At 38.7% G+C, this 20,295-nt stretch carries 16 protein-coding genes; all 16 read right to left on the reverse strand.

Annotated features, from left to right (window positions below; genetic code table 11):
• Positions 1 to 185: 185 nt before the first annotated feature.
• A complete protein-coding gene (locus T494_RS12740; RefSeq protein WP_037344425.1) occupies positions 186 to 974 on the reverse strand; it encodes a tyrosine-type recombinase/integrase in 789 nt (262 codons plus the stop codon).
• Between the two features lie 364 nt (positions 975 to 1,338).
• Positions 1,339 to 2,535, reverse strand: a complete 1,197-nt coding sequence (locus T494_RS0108510; RefSeq protein ID WP_028505935.1) for an ATP-binding protein — start codon at positions 2,533 to 2,535, stop codon at positions 1,339 to 1,341.
• A gap of 319 nt (positions 2,536 to 2,854) precedes the next feature.
• Positions 2,855 to 4,939 carry an alpha-amylase family glycosyl hydrolase gene (locus T494_RS0108515; RefSeq protein ID WP_028505936.1) on the reverse strand — a complete coding sequence of 695 codons (2,085 nt, stop codon included), beginning with the start codon at positions 4,937 to 4,939 and terminating at the stop codon, positions 2,855 to 2,857.
• A 4-nt stretch (positions 4,940 to 4,943) separates the two neighbouring features.
• A complete protein-coding gene (locus T494_RS13460) occupies positions 4,944 to 6,557 on the reverse strand; it encodes a CAP domain-containing protein (RefSeq protein ID WP_197021143.1) in 1,614 nt (537 codons plus the stop codon).
• Positions 6,558 to 6,813: 256 nt separating this feature from the next.
• Positions 6,814 to 7,923: a glycosyltransferase gene (locus T494_RS0108525; RefSeq protein WP_028505938.1), complete on the reverse strand. Its 1,110-nt coding sequence runs from the start codon at positions 7,921 to 7,923 to the stop codon at positions 6,814 to 6,816.
• Positions 7,923 to 9,020: a glycosyltransferase gene (locus tag T494_RS0108530; protein WP_242836417.1), complete on the reverse strand. Its 1,098-nt coding sequence runs from the start codon at positions 9,018 to 9,020 to the stop codon at positions 7,923 to 7,925. Before T494_RS0108530 ends, T494_RS0108525 begins: the two co-directional genes overlap by 1 nt.
• A gap of 18 nt (positions 9,021 to 9,038) precedes the next feature.
• Complete coding sequence (locus T494_RS0108535; RefSeq protein ID WP_028505940.1) at positions 9,039 to 10,304, reverse strand: oligosaccharide flippase family protein; 1,266 nt, start codon at positions 10,302 to 10,304, stop codon at positions 9,039 to 9,041.
• A 21-nt stretch (positions 10,305 to 10,325) separates the two neighbouring features.
• Entirely contained in the window at positions 10,326 to 11,720 is a 1,395-nt protein-coding gene (locus T494_RS0108540) for an O-antigen polymerase (RefSeq protein ID WP_028505941.1), read from the reverse strand.
• Between the two features lie 93 nt (positions 11,721 to 11,813).
• Positions 11,814 to 13,142 (reverse strand): nucleotide sugar dehydrogenase, encoded by a 1,329-nt coding sequence (locus tag T494_RS0108545; protein ID WP_028505942.1) that lies wholly within the window; start codon positions 13,140 to 13,142, stop codon positions 11,814 to 11,816.
• A gap of 22 nt (positions 13,143 to 13,164) precedes the next feature.
• Positions 13,165 to 14,295, reverse strand: a complete 1,131-nt coding sequence (locus T494_RS0108550; RefSeq protein WP_028505943.1) for a DegT/DnrJ/EryC1/StrS family aminotransferase — start codon at positions 14,293 to 14,295, stop codon at positions 13,165 to 13,167.
• Positions 14,296 to 14,862, reverse strand: coding sequence for an acyltransferase (locus T494_RS0108555; protein WP_028505944.1), 567 nt, complete (start codon positions 14,860 to 14,862; stop codon positions 14,296 to 14,298).
• A complete protein-coding gene (locus T494_RS0108560; protein ID WP_028505945.1) occupies positions 14,855 to 15,940 on the reverse strand; it encodes a Gfo/Idh/MocA family oxidoreductase in 1,086 nt (361 codons plus the stop codon). The genes T494_RS0108555 and T494_RS0108560 overlap by 8 nt, the downstream gene beginning before the upstream one ends.
• Before the next feature lies 1 nt (position 15,941).
• Positions 15,942 to 17,027 carry a UDP-N-acetylglucosamine 2-epimerase (non-hydrolyzing) gene (gene wecB, locus T494_RS0108565; protein ID WP_028505946.1) on the reverse strand — a complete coding sequence of 362 codons (1,086 nt, stop codon included), beginning with the start codon at positions 17,025 to 17,027 and terminating at the stop codon, positions 15,942 to 15,944.
• Between the two features lie 2 nt (positions 17,028 to 17,029).
• A complete protein-coding gene (locus T494_RS0108570; protein ID WP_028505947.1) occupies positions 17,030 to 18,265 on the reverse strand; it encodes a glycosyltransferase family 4 protein in 1,236 nt (411 codons plus the stop codon).
• Positions 18,262 to 18,960 (reverse strand): sugar transferase, encoded by a 699-nt coding sequence (locus tag T494_RS0108575; protein WP_028505948.1) that lies wholly within the window; start codon positions 18,958 to 18,960, stop codon positions 18,262 to 18,264. Before T494_RS0108575 ends, T494_RS0108570 begins: the two co-directional genes overlap by 4 nt.
• 15 nt (positions 18,961 to 18,975) lie before the next feature.
• Positions 18,976 to 20,295, reverse strand: a complete 1,320-nt coding sequence (locus T494_RS0108580) for a DegT/DnrJ/EryC1/StrS family aminotransferase (RefSeq protein WP_028505949.1) — start codon at positions 20,293 to 20,295, stop codon at positions 18,976 to 18,978.

Consider the following 20,295-nt stretch of genomic DNA (forward strand, 5'->3'; position numbering starts at 1 on the left):
TATAAACGAAAATGAGCCGTCACAAAGACGACTCATTTTTTTATCCAGCACTGCAACAGACCATTGTCTATCATATATCTGTTGCGTAATTATTTGCGAAGGGTGAGTTCTCACAGGCTTTTTTAAGTCTTGGGTTTGATACGTGAGTATAAATCTGCGTTCATTAAAGTAGTGGCAGTGTGTCTTTATTTGTGCGTTGTGATATCCAGATTACCAAGCCCGGCTCTTTCAAGGGTCTCGTCTACTATTTGCTGCACTCTCCTTTTATGTATGCGGTTTCCTGTATTTGAAAGGAATAACGCTCTTGAACTATCTTTTCTGCTGTCGATGTATTTTTTTAAGACATATTCGCAAGAATCGTTCAGATAGACTATGCGTTCCTTATTCCCCTTTCCAAGAAGTCTTAAATACCTTTCTTCCTCGTTGTAGTCGTTTATATCAAGCCCGACAAGCTCACTCAATCTCATACCACAGCTTAAAAAGAGCAACAATATGCACAAATCTCTTAATCTGTGCTTTGAATCTATGCTGTTTAACAGCTTTATACTTTGCTGCTTCGTAAGGTGTTTTGGAACAGTAGGTCGGTACTTTGGAACTTCAAGATTTATAACAGTCTTATTATTAAAATTATCATAGTTAAGGGTGAGATAGAGGTATAATTGCTTTAAAGAACATATTATTCTTGCTCTCGTTCTTGGGCTATTTCCTCTACTATTTGAAGTGAAGTTGAGAAATCTGCACATTTCTCCAGTTTTAACCTCGTTGAGCCATTCCAGCGGTACATCAGTTATTGATATTTTATCAAAGCTATCCTCTGATGTCTGCTGGTGGTTCATCTTTAAGTATCTCAAAAAAACTCTGATGTCATTGAAATATCCGTCAATAGTTGTGTCGCTTCTTGCCTTGACGACACTCAAATAGTCAAAGTATTCTTTGAGATACTTCGGACTTTGCTTGTAGTACCTCTCGTTCATTTTAATGAACCTCCTTATATTTTTTTCCTTTCCGAAAAGGTAAGGTAATTTATTTATGTGATATTTTAAGAAAAAACACAAGAAAAAATCGCTCTTTGGAGAGCGATTCTGAAAAAAATGTAGGAATATATAATTCAACAAAATATCAAGAGCTGAATAATGTGCAAATGTTACAATTTGTTAATTGGCAAAACTATAGATAAATAACTGCTGATATTTCCACAGGCAAAGATATATTAAGTCCGTTATACGGTACAGGGTTGTTTGGAATCCCATACTGTTTCCCATTATATCCATATCCGGACACCTTGTCAATGCTCGGGGCTGATTTTGTTAAGTATAAGGTGACATAAGTCGGGGAATATCACCATTTCTCCCTTAGCAGAAAATCTATGATGTTAACGATCTCTATCCCGTTATCATTTCCGCCTGCAAGGCTGTCATAGCATACAACATACTTGTGATAATGATCCTTTATCTCCATAAGGTTTGCAGTCTCTCTGTCAGAATCCTCAGGGATCTTTACACACACCTGAACATAGATCCTCTCCTCACGCCTTTTGGCAATAAAGTCGATCTCCTTATCCTTGTTTTTGCCGATATAGACATCATAGCCTCTGCGTTTCATTTCGAGAAATACAATGTTTTCAAGCATAGCTGATAACATTTTGCTGTCAAATCCCATCTGGCTGTATTTGAGAGAAATATCGGAAAGATAGTATTTTTCAAATGTTTTCAGCACAGCTTTGCCTTGAATATCATAACGCTGACAGGGATAAATAATGAATGCCTCTTCAAGCCATTTGATATAGTTATAAACCGTCTCAACAGACAATTCACGCTTTTCGTTTTTCAGAAACTTAACAACGGTATTGGCAGAAAAAGTCTTGCCGACATTCTCTATAATATATTTTACGACCCTGTCAAAAAGCTCCTTGTTTCTGATTTTATGACGCTTTGAAATATCCCTTGTGATGACAGAAGAATAAATACCATCGACCACCTGGTATGCAGTCCTGGGTTCAAAGCTGCTTATTGCAATAACCGGGAAACCGCCGTATTTGATGTACTCATCAAACATATCCTTTCCGGCATAGACATCCTTTCCCTTGAAATCAAGATACTCCCGCAGTGAAAGAGTGTAGGCAGGTATTGAAACATAACGCCCTGTCAGATATGTTGAGATCTCACCGGACATAAGCTTTGAATTTGAGCCTGTCACATAAATGTCAACATCAGCATTTTCGAGAAGATCATTGAGCACCTTTTCCCAGCCCTTGATCTCCTGCACCTCGTCGAGTATCAGATAGCATCTGCCCTTGCCTGATATTGCAGCCTTGATATCACTATACATATCCTTTGCCGACATATCATCATATTCCATTTCGCTGTACCTGCGGACAATGATATTGTCACTTGCAATACCTCTGGTGAGCAGCTCATCTCTGAACATTTCAAGTATAGTCGATTTTCCGCAGCGGCGCACACCCGAAACGATCTTTACAAGCGGTGTGTCGATGTACTTGAGTATTTCATTTACATAATCCGGACGAAGTATCATATTATCACCCACCAAAAGTTTTTCTCCATTATACCAAATAAGTTTCTCAAAGTCAAGAGTTTTTTCGATATGGAAGAAAAAATTATTATTCGGAACATTTTATAGGTTTAGAATTATTGTTATGATGCAGGAACAACAAAATTCAACTCAGACCACATATAAAGAACCGCAGAAACCGCCTTTCCCGTATTATTATTTACCGGGAGGGGCGGTTCTTATCTTTGTGTCATTTGATAGTGGACTTAAGCCGGAACTGCTTCGTTAAGGCAACACCGCACATCCACCGCTTGATAGATTTTTTCATTTTCTGCTTGCTTTTTTATTTGTTGATCTTAAGCGATGCTACAACAACGCTCCTTGGTGCAAGAGTTATCTTATTCAGCTGGCGGTCGACCATTTTATTGTAGTCAGTTGCTTTTTTATGCGGAACATCAGTATAAAAATCAATATTCCAGCTGTATCCCGACGGCAGATCTGGCATCTGCACGGGGCATTTCTCCCAGTATGCATTTATCCCAATAAAAACAGTGTCTTCCCTGCCCTTTTTGTCCGTCCCGGCAAACATAACACCGATAACATGATCGTGGTCGTTGAATTCATTGTTCCATGCCCAGGTATTATGTACGCTTATATCCGGAAAACCAATTGACGACGGGTTTGTTGCATGACGAACACAGGCGTGTTTTTTTCTGAAAGCTATCAGATCGCTTACAAAGTCATGGACTTCCTTGTATTTTTTCAGCCTTGTCCAATCAAGCCAGGATATCTCATTGTCCTGACAGTAGGCGTTGTTATTGCCGAACTGGGTGTTGCAAAACTCATCGCCTGCGTAGAACATTGCTGCTCCCCTGCTGCATAATAGAGTTGCAAATGCATTTTTAACCATTCTGATACGAAGATCGTTGACCGATTTGTTATCAGTCTCACCTTCCACACCACAATTCCAGCTTGTATTGCTGTTATCGCCGTCGGTGTTGTTCCAGCCGTTCTCAAGATTATGCTTTACATTGTAAGAATAAAGATCATACATTGTAAATCCGTCGTGACAGGTGAGAAAGTTTACCGAAGCGTTGTGCCACCGTTCATAAGGATAAAGATCGGAGGAACCTGTGATCCTTTGAACAGCCGCCCAAGCCATACCGTTGTCGCCTTTAAGAAAACAGCGGAGATCATCCCTGAAACGACCATTCCATTCCGCCCAGCGGTTCCATGATGGAAAGCTTCCTACCTGGTAAAGACCGCCTGCGTCCCAGGCTTCGGCTATAAGCTTTACACCGCTCAGAATAGGGTCAAAAGCAATCATTTTTAACAGCGGCGGATTTTCCAGCGGCGTTCCGTCCTCGCTGCGTCCAAGTATTGAAGCAAGGTCAAATCTGAAGCCGTCCACACGGTACTCTATGACCCAGTATCTCAGACAATCAATAATAAACTGCTGTACAACAGGATGATTGCAGTTCATTGTGTTTCCGCAACCGCTGAAATTAACATACTTTCCTTCAGGAGTAAGCATATAATAAACGTTGTTGTCCAGTCCCTTGAATGAAAAAATCGAGCCGTCCTCATTGCCCTCGGATGTGTGATTAAAGACTACATCAAGGAAAACCAGGATACCATTTTCATTGCAGGTCTTTATCAGATTTTTAAGCTCATCGCCCTCATGGTTGTATTCTATTCCAGACGTATAGCTTGTATTTGGGGCAAAAAAGCAGGTGGTATTATATCCCCAGTAGTTCAATAGCTTTTTGCCGTTATATTCACGCTCTTCATACAATTCATCAAACTCAAATATAGGCATAAGCTCTATCGCATTTACACCAAGTTTTTTCAGGTAAGGGATCTTTTCAACTACACCGTTAAATGTTCCGGGGTTTTTAACACCCGAGGTCAAACTTTTGGTAAATCCACGCACATGGAGCTCGTAAATTATCAGGTCACTGAAATTTATATTGATCTTCTCAAAGTTGCCCCAGTCAAACAGATTGGTACAGATTCTGCCGTGATAACAGTCCTGTGCGCCTGAACGTTTGCCCCAGACGCTTTGACCGGTCACGGCACGTGCATAGGGATCGAGAATATTTGTTTCGCTATTGAAAAGCATTCCCTTTTCCGGAGCATACTCACCTGACAGCCTGAAACAATACTCTACCTCATAAATATCAATATCAAAAACGATAATGGACCAGGTGTCCCCTATTCTGTAGCTGTCCGGGATAGGTATTTCCACAAAAGGTTCGGTCTCTCCCCTTTTGAAAAGCACAACAGAGCAAGCCGTTGCATTTGAGGAATGAACGGTGAAGTTAACGCCATGAGAGCCTGCCGATGCGCCGTTCATACTGTATACTCCCGGACGGCATTTATAGCCTGATATTACGTCTGTTGCTTTGTATATATCATAGTTTTTCAAAAAATCACCTTGACTTTGATTTCTTAACAGCGTACACTATCGCAGCAACAGCCAGCAATCCTCCTGCTGAACCGGCTGCTACGGGTATTACGGGGAATTTGTTGTCTTTGTCTTCTTTGTCATCTGCATTGCTGTTATTATCACTTGTGCCTTCCCGGTCTTGTTCCTCTTCAGCTTCCGAGACAGTATCCTCAGTGACTTTGTCCGCCCTGTCATCGTCTTTGTCTTTTTCAGCAATCATATCGTCGCTTTCCTTATCAGTGACATCATTTTCATTTGAAAGCTTTTCATTGCTTATTTCTCCGCCGTTAACAGAGGAAGAATCTGTCTTGCTATCGGAATTATCCTTGTTGTCGGAGCTGTTCTTGCTGTCAGTTGACTTGTTATCCGAAGCCGACTTACTGCTGTCACTTTTCTTATCAGCGGTGCTGACTGTACTGCTGTCGGACTTTTGTGTCTGCTGTGCAGCAGTTTGGGGCTTTGGTGTGATCTTAAAGGTAAGGACCTTTGAATTTTTATAGCTTCCCTTTCCTGTTATTGTGACAGTTGCCGTGCCTGCATTCACATTTGATGAATAAGAAACAGTGTAATCAGTGCCGTTTGAAAGGGTTTTTGAACTGTCCTTAACAGTTACAGCAGGAGTTTTAGCCTGACCGTCATAAACGTAGGAAGCTGTGCTCAGAGATGCTGTACATTTTGAAATGTCCTTGTAAGGAACACTTATTGTTACCGTTTTGGAAAGACTGCCAAGACTTGCAGTTATAACAGCACTTCCCGGAGCTTTTGCTGTGACTTTTCCGTACTTATCAACAGATGCAACAGCTGCATTTGACGATTTCCATGATGCTTCATACAGCAAAACAGGAGAAGCGGTGTATGCGGTATCACATTTTACATTTGCCCACATTTCATATGATACTGTGCCGCCAACAGAAAGATTCTGACTTCCAGAAATATTCACAATTTTAAATTCACCATCATTTTTATCTATAGCTGCCACATGAGTAATTGAAGGTCTGCTAAGCTGGGACAGCTTAACCTGAACCGGAACATAGCAGTTGTTTATAGCGGCGGAAGCAGCACTTCCGGAGCTTCCCTGTGATGAGCTGAAACGTCCGCAAAGGGCACTTTTATAGGATACAGTTACATCAGCGTAAAAACAGCCAAGTCCCATATATTTGTTGGAAGGGTTTATCATTGAGGTGTAGTGACCTGTTACGCCGCGGGTCTTATTCACCCAATCAGATTTTTCATCGTAAAACTGGTTTATTCCGCTAACCATATTTTTGTTCCAGTTCCAGGCAAGGACCTCGCTGTTACCTGTGGTCTTGATACCGGGGAAAGTAACGGTAAAACAGCTCTTTCCGTTTGGTCTTGTATGGCTTACATTTAAGGCAGCCTCGGCTGCACGAAGTCTTGCCACTTCCTCAAGGTCGTGTGACCATTGGATCGGCACATAATCGCTTGGAGTAAGCTTTCTGCTGCTGTTTCTTGGGTCCGGAACACCTTGATCGCATGCTTCTTTTCTGATCGCATTAACTCTGTTTATTGCGTTCTGGACATCGTTGATATAGCTTCCGTGCAAACCCACATTTACTACATCTGATGATTTGGTCATCTCATAATTTCTGATAATGTTTGTTGACGAATCATAAGCATATACACAAACAGAAAGAGATAATGAGAATAAAACAGTGATAATAAAGCTCAATGACAACTTTATACTTTTGTTTTTCAAGAGTTTCATTGTACAACACCTTATCTCCGGATTTATTTATAGTATTTTATCATATTCTTGTCGAAATTTCAATAGAAATTGTGTAAATTTACATGAGATGGCAAAAAAATGATCCCGAACGAGTCGGGACCTTAAATTACTGTTTTAGATCATTTACAACTTTTTGTGCTCTGCATATCCAGAGATTCTCTTTTTTGGCATCTATACATTTTCTATTTTTTTCAGCCAATAGTGTGGGATCGCTTATAATTCTGTTCAAAAGATCACAGATCTCGTTCTCATCGTATGAAACTACCCAACCGTTTTGGTTTTGTTCGGTAAATCGTCCGATTGCAGTACCTTTTGTAGCAATAACAGGTTTCTCGTGGCCAAGATATTCAAAAGCCTTATACGGCATAGCCATCTCTCTATATTTATCCGATTTGAAAACAAGAGAGCATATATCTGTTTCTTGATAGTAAGGCTCTAACTCATCGCCATTTTTGTGAATGATATGTATTCTATCATTCAGCCATTTTTCATAGTTATGTTTTTCATTGTTCCACTCAGTATCACGGCAGCATAAAGTAAGTATACAGTTTTTTGTTTTAGAAACAGCTTCAACAAGCACTGCTATCTGATAATGATTTCCGATTCCTCCAACATAGAAAATTTGAAGCGGATTTTTACTGAAATCCCTGTCCGACGATGATTTAACTGTTACTTCTATATTCTCTGCGCCCGGCGGAAGTATCTCAGCGATACTTCTTAATTTTTGGGATTTTAAATAATCAAGCATCTTTAAATCGGGAACATAAAATTTATCAAGAAGCTGCTTGTACTTTTGGATATCATATTCATAGTTTTTTAGAGCGACCAAACGCTTTGGCGTTGAAAGCTCCTGTCCGTAAGTGTCAAATTTCCAATAGATATCACAGTAAAACAAGCCTATCTTGATCCCTTGTTTTTTAATATACTTAAAGAACCCAAAGTCAAGAAAAGGATGTGTAGGCAGATGATTTGGATTAGTAAGCAACGTAGGCTCTGTACTGCTTTCGGTATACATAAAATCGTATTTTTCCCCACGCTTTATGCTTTCTTTTAGCTTACGTATCAGTTTTCTTCGTTCACCGGAGTAACCCTGTATCACAAATACATTATATCCAATTTTTTCAAATGCCTCTATCATTTTTTTTGGGCGCATCATTCTTGCACCTGTTCCGTGCTCAAGCAGTTCATAAGGCAAATAAAAAATACACTTCTTCATTATTTTCTCTCCAATATCTTTTCATAGTAGTTTTCTATCTTTTTAAAACATCTGTTAAGCTCATAATTGTGTATAGCAAATCGTCTTCCGTAAGCACCCATTTCAAGTCGTTTTTCATTGTTGTAATACATATCTTTAATAGCTTCTGCTATCTGATGATGATCTTTTCTATTAACGACTATGGAAGATTTGCCCGGATCAGTAGCTTCCATCAGTCCGGGAATATCTGAAATAATGACCGGAGTCCCACAGGCTTGTGCCTCAACAGCTGAAACACCAAATGATTCATTTATTGACGGGATGACGGCTAAATCCATGTTTGCCCACTCTATCGCAGCTTGTTCCTGGGAAATATAACCCAGCCAATTTGTAATATCGTCAATACCAAGTTCTTTTGCAAGATCACGATATTCCTGTTCTTTATCTCCTTTTCCGGCAATTCTTAGCTTAAGATTGATTTGAGTATTGTTTACTACTTCGGATGCAGCCATAAGTATATATTTTATTCCATAATTGTCATTCAATCCTTTTACTGTACCAATTATAAAGGTGTCGTCACTATTTGAACGTGTTCTTTTAATTGGTGAAAAAAGATCCATATCAACGCCAAAGGGAGTAATATAAAACTTTCTATTAACATATTTTCTTGCTTCATCAGACATAGCCCGGCTTGTAGAGAAAAGATATGGAGCATTTTTAAGACTGAACTTTAAAAGTGCCTTGTGTAAAGGACTTTTTTGAGGAAACTCAAATATATCCGATCCCCATATGGAAAGAACATAATTCTTAACACCTGAAAGAGCCATTGCAACACCATAACTTGTAGCATAGTGTGCATTTATTACATCAGGTTTAATCTCTTCAACTATTTTTTTTATTTTCTTGCCGGTCAGCATATATTTTATTTTCTGGAGCTCATTTCCATTAGGATCAACACCTATATTGATCGTATGTACATTAGCTGAATCAATTTTGTGATTTGTAAAAGAAATAACGTGTACTTCATGCCCTTGGTTATTAAACCAATCGCACCATTTAATAATGTGTGAGCTTTCTGAAGGACCTACAAAACAAATTCGCATATTAAAAAACTCCAATTCTAAATATAATAGAAACTATTGTACATTTTCACTATCGGTTCTTATAACATGAATAACAAATGGGAATGACATGGCTGCAGCAAGAATTGTAACGATAAGCGTGGCGTACGCTGCACCGATTGAACCAAATTTAATTGTTAGGATCACATCAAGTATGATGTTTGAAACACCCGTAACGATACTTACTATCAGCGTATAACCGGCTCTCTTTAAGCCAAGAAGAATATTTGTACTGGTTACTCTGAAAGTGGACAGGACTATAAAACTAACAGATAGTATACGCATACACGGAACAGAATCCAAATATTGTTCACCCCAAAGTATCTTAACGATCAGCGGGGCAAAAATAATAATTATCGCTCCAATCGTTACACTTATTGCGCCAACTAATAAGTAGATTTGTTTAACCTTATTTTTAAGCCATGCTTTATCAGAAGCATTTTGGATCAATATCGGCAAAAAGTATATCATCACACACTGGGGAATAAAATTCAGGTTTTCAGGGAGCGTAGTTCCTGTTTTATATGAGGCAAGTACTGAAGCATCAACAACGACTATTGCAATTATAGCAACATCAAGTCTATAGAGAATTACATTCAGTGCACTTGTAATTCCGGCTTTAAATGAATAAAAAGTAAGATCTTTTTTCTTATCTTTAGATAGTATTTCTTTTGTACTTGCAATGAACGGTTTACAGTAGTACCATCCGATAATACCTGTAATGATATATGCAGCATAACGTCCGATAATAGTTCCGGCGATGCCTCCAACAAAAGCTCCGGCTGAACCAAATGCAAGATACAGCAACGAATTTATATTCATTAGTTTTGAATACTTTATATTGCTTTTTTCAGCTCTTAAAATTATAGAAAAATAATCAAATACAAATGCAATAAAAGGCATTCCTGCAAGAGATATAATATATGGTCTGGTTTCTTCAATTCCGACATTCCCGAATAAGCCATATAAAACAAGTGCTAATGATAGTATAATTTCAGATATAAGACCGAATTTAAAGGAGTAATGATAGTATATGGATTTTTCGTCTTTACTTATGTCCTTAGAGCAAAAATAAAGAATACCGCTTGTAATTCCCATCCCCGAAAAAAGGAATATAATGAAAAAGGCATTAAAAGCACCTGTAAAAACTCCAAAATCATTTTTTGAAAGAATTCTTACTAAGATTATGTTGGTTATGAATGCGATACACTTATTGATAAACGATGAGCCTAAAATATGGAAAAACCCATCTTTAAATAAGTGTTTGATCCGTTCACCCATTATAATCCCCTTCCGTGAGTATCATTTTTTTGTGGTTACTCTTTTACGATAAAAAAATCTTAGTTTAGATAGCTTTGTATTATACTTTTGATCTGACATACCGGTAATAAAGTATATAAAAAATGTAATAGCAATAACAAACACTGATGAAGCAGTATAGAATATATCTACAAATCCACCTTCAACTATTGTGACAAATAGCAAAGTAAACTGTGCATATAGTAGTATTGATGCAGGAGTTTTTTTCAGATTTGGAAGCAAATATGCAAATAATCCTATGATAATTCCAAATATAACCGGTGCGATCAAAGCACCTATTGTTCCGAAATTTGCATATGATTCACCAATGAAAATAGTATTCATTACACCGGCTGTACCATCCTGAACGCCTCTTGAATTGTAGATGGTCATGACAACTCTTCCGGATCTGGTTCCATCTGCTAAAGGGATAAAGAATGACATCCACGAATTAAAACTTGCACCATCTAAAAAAGCATGGTTTGCCGGGAAAGCATCAATGTGTAAGAAAAGTGTAGCGATCTGAGTAAACAGTATTCTACCTACCGGACCTGTATAAATTGAAAATATTGAACTGCCTGTATTCATCATTACTAAATAGAAGAAAAGGATCAGAACGGCAGCTGCAATTACAAGTCTGCTGAACCATTTATTGGAATTTATGTTTCCAATCATTACTTCAAGTAAATACAAACCAAGTAAATAAGTAATGATGGGTGATTTAGAGAAATCATATGTTAAAACAACAACGCTCAAAAGAGCCATGTATATAAACATCAACGCCCATTTTTTTGAATGTGTAAATCTGAAGTAAATGTAAGTCAGATATGAAACAAAAGGTGTAAGCGTTGTCATAAACAGATTTTTTATATATTGATTTCCCTGAAAAAATCTGCTTCCGCTCTGACGAAGTACGTTTAAATCATCGCCCTTAATAATGGAGAGAAACGGAATATATCCTAAGTTCATAAATACATAAGCTGTTGCGAGAGTACAGACCGCCATAAGTATAACAACAAAGCCCTGAATCTGTACCATGTTGCTGTTATAGTTTATACCTCCTGATATATAATCTCCCATACTTTTGGGCTGAAAAAACTTGTTTATTATTTTTTTCATGATTATCAAAACAAGCGGAAAAACTATAACACAGTATGCAAGAAAAAAGTAGGTTTTATTGATGGTTGATTGCTGAGTTATTTTTTGAATAAGGTAATGCTTTCGCAATCCTATAAAAACTAATGAACCACCGATAAGACTAAAAACAAGGATAAAGTAGTATATAGTGCTTATCATATTTAGTCTTTTAATTTTAAGACTATCCGCTGCAAAATGGAAAAGTACCGTAGATACGATCAATACAATAATAGCAATTAAAGAACGTATTATAATTCCCATCTGATACACTCCCATTCATATATTTAAAATACAGGTCTGATGTTTTCGACCTGTATTTTAAAATAATTATTATAATAACTAAATGGATAAAAATTAAAGTCTCCAGAATCTCATCTTGCTTGCTTTTAGCTCGTCCATTCTGTAAAGGCTCTTAACATCAATCAGAACTTTTTCCTCATCCGGAAGATCTGATTTAAACAGTTCCTTTATCTGCATCATTGACAGTGAACGATATTCGTTATGACCTACTGCAATTATAACACAGTCTGCCTTGGGGATATCCTCCCACGCAGTCAATTCTACACCATACTCCTGCTTTGCAACTTCTGCATCTGCCCAAGAATCGGTTACAACAGGCTGGATATCAAATTCCTTTAATCTGTTAATTATATCAACAACTTTACTGTTTCTTGTATCGGGACAATTCTCTTTGAAGGTCAGACCCATTATTACAACCGTAGCCTTCTTAGGTGCCATTCCGGCTTCGATCATCTCTTTGATTGCAGCATCAGCAACAAATGCACCCATACTATCGTTGACCTGTCTTCCGTTAAGAATGATCTGGCTATGATATCCAAGCTTTTCCGATACATTTGTAAGGTAGTACGGGTCAACTCCAATGCAGTGTCCGCCAACAAGACCGGGTTTGAAACCGAGGGCGTTCCATTTGGTATTCATACCCTGAAGTACCTCGTCTGTATCTATCTTCAATTTGTCGCAGATTATAGCGATCTCATTCATAAATGCGATGTTAATATCACGCTGGCTGTTTTCAACGACCTTAACAGCCTCAGCAGTTTTAATATTGGAAACAGGGAATGTACCTGCCTTTATAACGATATCATAAACCTTTTTGATTTCCTTTGCAGACTCATCGTCCATTCCGGAAACGACTTTACGGATAGATGTAAGAGTATGAACTCTGTCACCCGGATTGATTCTTTCAGGGCTATAGCCGATTTTCCAGTCAACTCCGCACTTAAGTCCAGATTCTTTCTCGATGATAGGAATACAAATATCTTCTGTAACTCCCGGATAAACAGTAGATTCAAATACAACTATTGTTCCGGGTGCAAGATTCTGACCAACAGTGCGTGAAGCTCCCTCAACCGGTCTGAGGTCAGGACTATTATCATCATTTACAGGTGTGGGAACAGCAACAACAATGAATCTTGCTTCTTTCAAACGAGTGGGATCGGCGGTAAAATCTACAGTTGTATCCTTTATTGCCTCGCCAACTTCATTTGTTGAGTCGATTCCGTTTGCATATTCGTTTACCCTTTTCTCGTTTATATCAAAGCCTATAACTTTAATATGCTTTGCAAACTCAACTGCAATAGGCATACCTACGTATCCAAGTCCTACGAGTGCGAGTTTTTCAGTTCCGTTAATGAGTCCCTGATAAATGTTGTTGAATTCCATTTTAGTATTCCTCGATTCTTATTTATATATTTATTTTTAAAGCCTCAGCTACCGCGTTTATATCCTCTTTAGTAATATAAGGATGCATAGGTAAGCTAAGAACTGCTTTACACAGTTTTTCTGTAACAGGACAATCAGCATTAACGCTGTCTGTACCTGCAAATGCACCTTGAATATGCATTGGTTTCATATAGTAAACCATTGAGGGTATTCCCTGCTCTTTTAACTTAGTCTGCAAAGCATTTCTGTCAACACTAGTCGGAAGCTGTACAGTATACTGCGCCCAGCTGCTCACAAAGTTTTCCTTTACAAGCGGAAGAACAAGGTTGGTATCCTTAAGAGCTTCGTTATACATCTGAGCTGCCTTGTTTACATCATTAAGCTCATACTCTCTGAATGCTTTAAGTTTAACTTCAAGTATAGCCGCTTGAATGGTATCAAGTCTGCTGTTCATACCAAGTCGGATGTTATCGTACTTGTTCTCAGCATTTTTACCATGTACTGCAAGGCTTCTTAGCATAGCAGCCCACTCATCGTTATTGGTAAAAATTGCACCACCGTCACCGTAGCAACCAAGAGGTTTTGCAGGAAAAAAGCTGGTTGTGGAGATATCTCCGAAGCTGCATGCCATTTTGCCGTTTATTGAACCGCCGAAGCCTTGTGCTCCGTCTTCAAGAAGAAGCAGGTCATGTTTCTTGCATATCTCTTTTATCCTTGGATAATCAGCAGGCTGACCAAACAAATCAACTGCTGCAACCACTTTTGGGGTGTACTTACCCTCACTCTTGACCTTAATTATTGCCAGCTCCAGCTTATCGGGATCAATGTTAAATGTGCGTTCATCAACATCAACAAAAATAGGTGTAGCACCCTCTGCTGCCGGACATTCACCTGTTGAGAAGAACGTGAAATCGGGAACGAATACAGCATCGTCCTTACCGATCCCCCACGCTTTGAGCGCAAGGGTCAGCGCATCGGTACCGTTGGCACAGGTAACACAGTGTTTAACGCCCACATATTCTGCAAGCTGCTGTTCAAGCTCCTTGACTTGCGGTCCGGATATGTAACGAGCTGATGAGCAGACTTCTGATATATTTTTGTCGATTTCTTCTTTTAGTACAGCGTACTGATGTTTTAGATCACGAAATTCCATTTATTTCACCTCTGAAAGCTTGTCATCTTTCATTTCATATTTCCTATTACAATCGGGGCAGCAAAGTTCTTTATCAAGGACCTGCCCGCACTCGCAAACCCAACCGATCTGTCTTGCAGGAACACCAGCCATAAGTGCATGTGCAGGAACATTTTTTGTTACAACTGCGCCGGCTGCGATCGTACAGTATTCACCCAGTTCATGACCGCAGACGATAGTAGCATTAGCACCGATAGTCGCATTGCTTCTGACTATAGTTTTCTTGTACCCGGCATGACCCTTAGGATACTGAGCCCTTGGTGTAAGATCATTGGTGAATACACACGATGGACCACAGAAAACATAGTCCTCCAGCTCCAAGCCCTCATAAAGAGACACATTATTCTGAACTTTTACACCATTGCCGATCTTTACATTGTTAGATACATTTACGTTTTGACCAAAAGAACAGTTTTCTCCAATAACAGCACCGGTCTGAATATGACAAAAATGCCATATCTTTGTACCTTTGCCAATCTCAACACCGTCATCTATGTAGCTACTTTCATGAACAAAGTAATCAGCCATTGTTAAACTCTCCAATCATGTCAACGCTTGCAAAATCCTCAAGTGGCAGTTTCACAGGCTGTCCTGTTTTCACACTCTTATATATCGAAAGGATCATTTCAAGTGCATTTCTGCCTGCAACTGCATCAACATAGGGCTTTCTGTTATTCTTTATTGCATCCATAACATCTGCATAAAGGCTGGTATGACCGTTTCCATATACATTGCTGGTTGCTTCTTCAAGCCCTTTGTTCTTCTGATCTGCGTCTGTTTCATCAGCAAAATCCCAGACATCAATGTTGTTTGTAGATTTGCCGCCCAGCTTTACTGTTCCATTCTCGCCAAAGAGATAGAGAGTTTCCTCAAGGTTCTTGGGGTAAACATTAGTCGTACCTTCGATCGTTGCAACCGCACCGTTCTTGAATGTAACCACAGCCATTCCAATGTCCTCAGCTTCAAGATAAGGATGTTGTTGCTGCCGGGTTACGCCGTAAACGCTGTCCACCTCATTTCCCATCATCCATCTGAGCAGATCAATACCATGAATGCACTGATTCATAAGACATCCGCCGTCTTCAGCCCAAGTTCCTCTCCACGGTGCCTGATCATAATAGTCTTTGTTCCTATTCCAGCGAACATGAATGCTTCCGTGAGATAACTTACCAAAACGTCCTGCTTCAAGTGCCTTCCTCATCTGCTGAACAGCAATATTAAATCTGTTCTGATGGCAGGCAGAAACCTTAACACCTTTTGCTTCGCTTCTCTTGATAATCTCTTCGGCATCAGCCATACTCATTGCCATAGGCTTCTCAATAATTACGTTGATGCCATGGTCAATGCAGTAAAGTGCGATCTTTGCATGGTCACCACTTGAAGTTGCAATAGCTACAAGCTCCAACTCAGGATGCTCGTCCACCATTGTTTTATAGTCTGTGTAACGCTCAACTTTATCTCTGTCAGCGTAGTTTGTCTTGTCAAATAAAATATCAATATTCTCCGGTACAAGATCACAAGCTGCGATAAATTCAAGTTTATTATTTACAACTGCTTTTACATGGTTAACGGCTATACGACCGCATCCGATAAGTGCGTATTTCATTTTAAACCCTCCGCAAAAATCTGTTTTCTAAAGCAGAAACTATTTTTTCTGCCGAATGTCCATCACCAAACGGCTTATATGCCGAATCTATCTTTTGTTTGTTATTAAGCTTTTCTATGATATCCGAAGCTTTAGGCTTGGCAAGTTCATTTCGATTATCGACCATCGTTTCAGGCCACACCACAAAATCTAATATTGTTACACATTTTATACCTGCGAAAAAAGCTTCTCTTTGTAATCCACCTGAGTCAGTAACTATTTTCTTTGCATTATTTACAAGGCAAACACTATCAAGGTAGCCAACAGGCTCGCAAAGAATAATGTTGTTGAAATTGTATCTCTCTTGTAATCTTTTGGCTCTGGCTTTATTTCTTGGATGAACAGAATATACTGTAGGCGCATCAAGCTGTTGCATTGCATTAAATATCTCCAGCAGATCTTTATCGTCGTTTGTATTTTCCTCTCTGTGACATGTAAGATAATAAAAAACAGCTGGCAAACTTCTCTTTTCACCGTTCAACAGTAAAAGTTCAACATCTTCTTTTTTGCGGATCTTACTGTATTCAAGGAAAGCGTCATACATAGGATCTCCTACTAAAACTCCCCTTTCAGCGAGACCTTCCTTGGACATTGAATCAATACCACTTTGTGTACTTGCAAGAAGCAGCGTGGAAACATGATCCGTACATATACGGTTTATTTCCTCAGGATTGGTCATACAATGAGTCCTTGCTCCGGCTTCAACATGACATATCGGAATATGTAATTTTGCTGCAGCCAACGCCGCAGCCAATGTTGAATTAGTATCTCCGTAAACAAGCAAACAATCAGGTTCTTCTTTCATAAGAACTTCCTCAATAGAAACCATCATTTTTGCTGTCATTTGGGCATGTGAGCCTCCGGATATACCAAGATTATAGTCAGGTGCCGGAATGTTCAATTCATTAAAGAACTGTTCAGACATATTATAATCATAATGCTGACCGGTGTGAACAAGTATTTCAGTGTGTTCCTTTCTTATGATATGTGAAACGACCGCTGCTTTTATAAACTGCGGACGGGCACCGACAACAGTAACGACTTTCATATTTAGTACTCCTTAAAAAGCCTTTGAAATTTTTGCGCTAATTTATCGTATGTGTAATAGCGTAATATCGCTCTTTTTCCTCGATCACCAAGGTCCTTTCTTTGTTCTTCAGACATGCTTTGTAAAACTATTAATGCTTTGACAGCCGAATCCATATCTGTCGGACTGAATTGAAAACCACAATTATATTTTTTTACAAGCGAATCAGGAGCATCAAAAGAAAGCAGCACAGGCAAGCCCGCCATCATAGAATCATACATTTTATTAAGACATAATCCAAACCGATACAGCGGAGAATTTAATCCTGTCATATACGAACAATCAAAATGATTTAATAAATCGGGTATTGACTCTTTCGGAACAGGCGGCAAAAAATATACATTTGTAATATTTTCATTCTGCGTTCTTTGGATAAGTTTATTCTTTTCAACACCATCGCCTACAAAAACAAATACTGTTCTTTTGTCCTGAGGTTCTGACATTATTCGTTTCGCAAGATCAAGTCCATTGTCAAGTGCATTTGACAATGCGTGACCTCCAAAATAACCAACAATAAAATCGTTATTATGTTCCTCAAAAAAAGCCCGGTGTTCCTCAGGGATCTTATAATTATTTGACCATTCATCCAGTTGAACGCCGTTTTGAATATTGCAAAATTTGCTTGGTTTCAATCCGTGCTTGACCATATAATCCTTTGAATAAGGAAGGAGAGAAACACATTTATCGCAATGCTTATATGCTGAATTTTCAGCTAATTGCATCATAATAACAAACGGATTATATTTAGACATTCCACCAACTTCATATAAAGTAGACGGCCACATATCATGAACTTCGTGAATATATTTAGCTTTAGAAAGCTTTGCTATCCTTTGTGCAGCATATGTGTCAAGCGGATATGTTGACGAGGCTATCACAACATCCGGTTTCCATTTTTTTGATATTGCTTTTGCTTGGGAAAAGAGCTTCCCAACGAATTTAAACATCGTTAATGCTCTTTTAATACCATTGCCCTCATATTCTCCGGTTTTCAAGAATGTATACTTAATACCATCTATTGTTTTGGTTTGAAAATCTTTTTTTACCTTTGGATTCTTGGTTCTTAAATGTGAAAAATCACCTGCCAGAATCCTTACATTATGACCCTGTTTTACCCACTCACGAGACAAATAATATGGACGGAATTCCATTCCCATTTGTGGGGAACCGGCATAGTGATTAATATAGAGAATGTTCATACTTCTTCTTTCCCGGCAACTGCAAAAACCGTTTTTATCATTGTTTTAATATCATTAAAAAAACTATAGTTTTTTATTGAAGAAAGATTGTACTTCATTTTTTCAGGAAGAACTTTATTAACATAAACTGAGTCAGCATCAGATGCAGAACTCAATAGTTTGTCTTCGTCCTTATATTTGATCGATGCTTCCGATGTGATACCGGCAGGCATAAGCAGCGTTGCAAACATTTCGTCCGAATAGCGTTTAACATATTTTGTGGATTCAGGTCTGGTACCGACAAAACTCATATCTCCGGACAACACATCAATGAGCTGCGGAAGTTCGTCAATTCTAAGCCTTCTAAGCTTTTTACCGACATTTGTTATTCTTGCATCATCATTGACCGTAACACCGGTTCCAATTTTATCTGCATGGTTGACCATAGTACGGAATTTATGGATATAAAACTTCCTTCCGTACATTGTAACTCTTTCCTGCCTGAAAAACACAGGTCCCTTTGAATCGAGTTTTATCATTATGGCAATTATAAGCATCGGAACAAAAAGTAAAACAAGCATTATAAGTGCCACGACAAAGTCAAATGCTCTTTTAAGCTTTAGTGAGAATGTTTTTTTACTTAGGCAGTCATAATAAGGTCGAACTTTTTCGTTTTTCATAAAGCGAGGAAGCTCATTCCATTTTTTTAAATACATAAATTCATCCCTTAATTATTTATACTGAGAGATAATCGTTTTAAAGTTATCGATAATATAATCCACGTCTTCGTCGGTCAAAAGTGTATGAAGCGGAAGTGTTATCAGATTTTCATAGTATTTGTATGAATTCGGGAAATCCGCAATATTATTGCCCAGCTGTTTATATGCAGTCATCATCGGCAAAGGCTTATAATGCACATTTGTGGCGATACCTTGTTGCGCAAACTTAGTTATAATATCTCTTCTTTTCTCATCATCGATGCCCGGGATTCTCACAATATAAAGATGACCATTTGAATAAAAATGTTCGGAAGAATGATAAAGGTGGAAAACGCCCAATTCATAACACATTTTATCATATTTTTCAATGATTTTATGCCTTCTGCTCAAAAGGTCAGGATACCTGTTCAACTGACACAATCCCAAAGCAGCCATAATATCAGTCATATTGCACTTGTAATATGGTGCAATAATATCATATTCCCACGATCCGATCTTTGTTTTTGCAAGTGCATCTTTGTTTTGACCATGCAGTGAAAGCAACTGGAACGCTTTATAAATATCAGCATCATCCACACCGCTGATCTTCTTCCACGTAGATGCACCGCCCTCGGCAGTAGTGAAATTCTTAACTGCGTGAAAGCTGAAACTTGAAAAATCTCCCATCCTACCACAGTATTGCTTCTCACCATTTTGTATCACATAAGCCCCAAGGCTATGTGCACAATCCGAAATAACGGCTATGCGACCGATTGACTTTTGGATAGCCGATGAGAGGTCGCCAAGAAAAGTGCCGTCACTTTCTTTGGGTTTGAATAGATGTCGTTTTTGGTTGATGATGTTATATATTTTTTCATAATCACATGGGATACCATATATATCCACAGGAATGATGGCTTTAGTCTTCTCTGATATAAGGGTTTCAAGCATATCATAATCCATCTCGGGAGAATGATTGGTACTATTCCCATTTCTTATAATATCCACGAATTTAACGGTTGCACCACAATGGATCGCAGAAGAAGCAGTTGCGGAATAGGTAAAAGCCGGGACTATAACTTCGTCCCCACATCCTATCCCTAATACTCGTAAATTCAATTCCTCCGCAGCTGTTCCGGAATTAAGACATACAACACGATTACTCCATCGATCAGAATCTTCGTTAACATCAATATCGTTTTTCCCGGTTTCAATATATGCTGCTAATCTTTTTTCCAGCAATTTGGTTCGTGGACCGGTAGTTATCCATCCGGAACGAAGTGCCTCGGATACTTCCTGTATTTCTGCCTCGGATATGTCCGGAGGACTGAATTTTATCATTCTTTTATCCAT

The organism is Ruminococcus sp. FC2018 (genome assembly GCF_000621805.1).
Classification (GTDB): Bacteria; Bacillota; Clostridia; order Oscillospirales; family Ruminococcaceae; genus Hominimerdicola.

What these genes read in the sequence shown, in the direction of transcription:
- T494_RS12740 (WP_037344425.1), bottom strand. Translation starts at nt 974, where the DNA reads ATGAACGAGAGGTACTACAAGCAAAGTCCGAAGTATCTCAAAGAATAC.
- T494_RS0108510 (WP_028505935.1), bottom strand. Translation starts at nt 2,535, where the DNA reads ATGATACTTCGTCCGGATTATGTAAATGAAATACTCAAGTACATCGAC.
- T494_RS13460 (WP_197021143.1), bottom strand. Translation starts at nt 6,557, where the DNA reads ATGACCAAATCATCAGATGTAGTAAATGTGGGTTTGCACGGAAGCTAT.
- T494_RS0108525 (WP_028505938.1), bottom strand. Translation starts at nt 7,923, where the DNA reads ATGAAGAAGTGTATTTTTTATTTGCCTTATGAACTGCTTGAGCACGGA.
- T494_RS0108535 (WP_028505940.1), bottom strand. Translation starts at nt 10,304, where the DNA reads ATGGGTGAACGGATCAAACACTTATTTAAAGATGGGTTTTTCCATATT.
- T494_RS0108540 (WP_028505941.1), bottom strand. Translation starts at nt 11,720, where the DNA reads ATGGGAATTATAATACGTTCTTTAATTGCTATTATTGTATTGATCGTA.
- T494_RS0108545 (WP_028505942.1), bottom strand. Translation starts at nt 13,142, where the DNA reads ATGGAATTCAACAACATTTATCAGGGACTCATTAACGGAACTGAAAAA.
- T494_RS0108550 (WP_028505943.1), bottom strand. Translation starts at nt 14,295, where the DNA reads ATGGAATTTCGTGATCTAAAACATCAGTACGCTGTACTAAAAGAAGAA.
- T494_RS0108555 (WP_028505944.1), bottom strand. Translation starts at nt 14,862, where the DNA reads ATGGCTGATTACTTTGTTCATGAAAGTAGCTACATAGATGACGGTGTT.
- T494_RS0108560 (WP_028505945.1), bottom strand. Translation starts at nt 15,940, where the DNA reads ATGAAATACGCACTTATCGGATGCGGTCGTATAGCCGTTAACCATGTA.
- wecB (WP_028505946.1), bottom strand. Translation starts at nt 17,027, where the DNA reads ATGAAAGTCGTTACTGTTGTCGGTGCCCGTCCGCAGTTTATAAAAGCA.
- T494_RS0108570 (WP_028505947.1), bottom strand. Translation starts at nt 18,265, where the DNA reads ATGAACATTCTCTATATTAATCACTATGCCGGTTCCCCACAAATGGGA.
- T494_RS0108575 (WP_028505948.1), bottom strand. Translation starts at nt 18,960, where the DNA reads ATGTATTTAAAAAAATGGAATGAGCTTCCTCGCTTTATGAAAAACGAA.
- T494_RS0108580 (WP_028505949.1), bottom strand. Translation starts at nt 20,295, where the DNA reads ATGGATAAAAGAATGATAAAATTCAGTCCTCCGGACATATCCGAGGCA.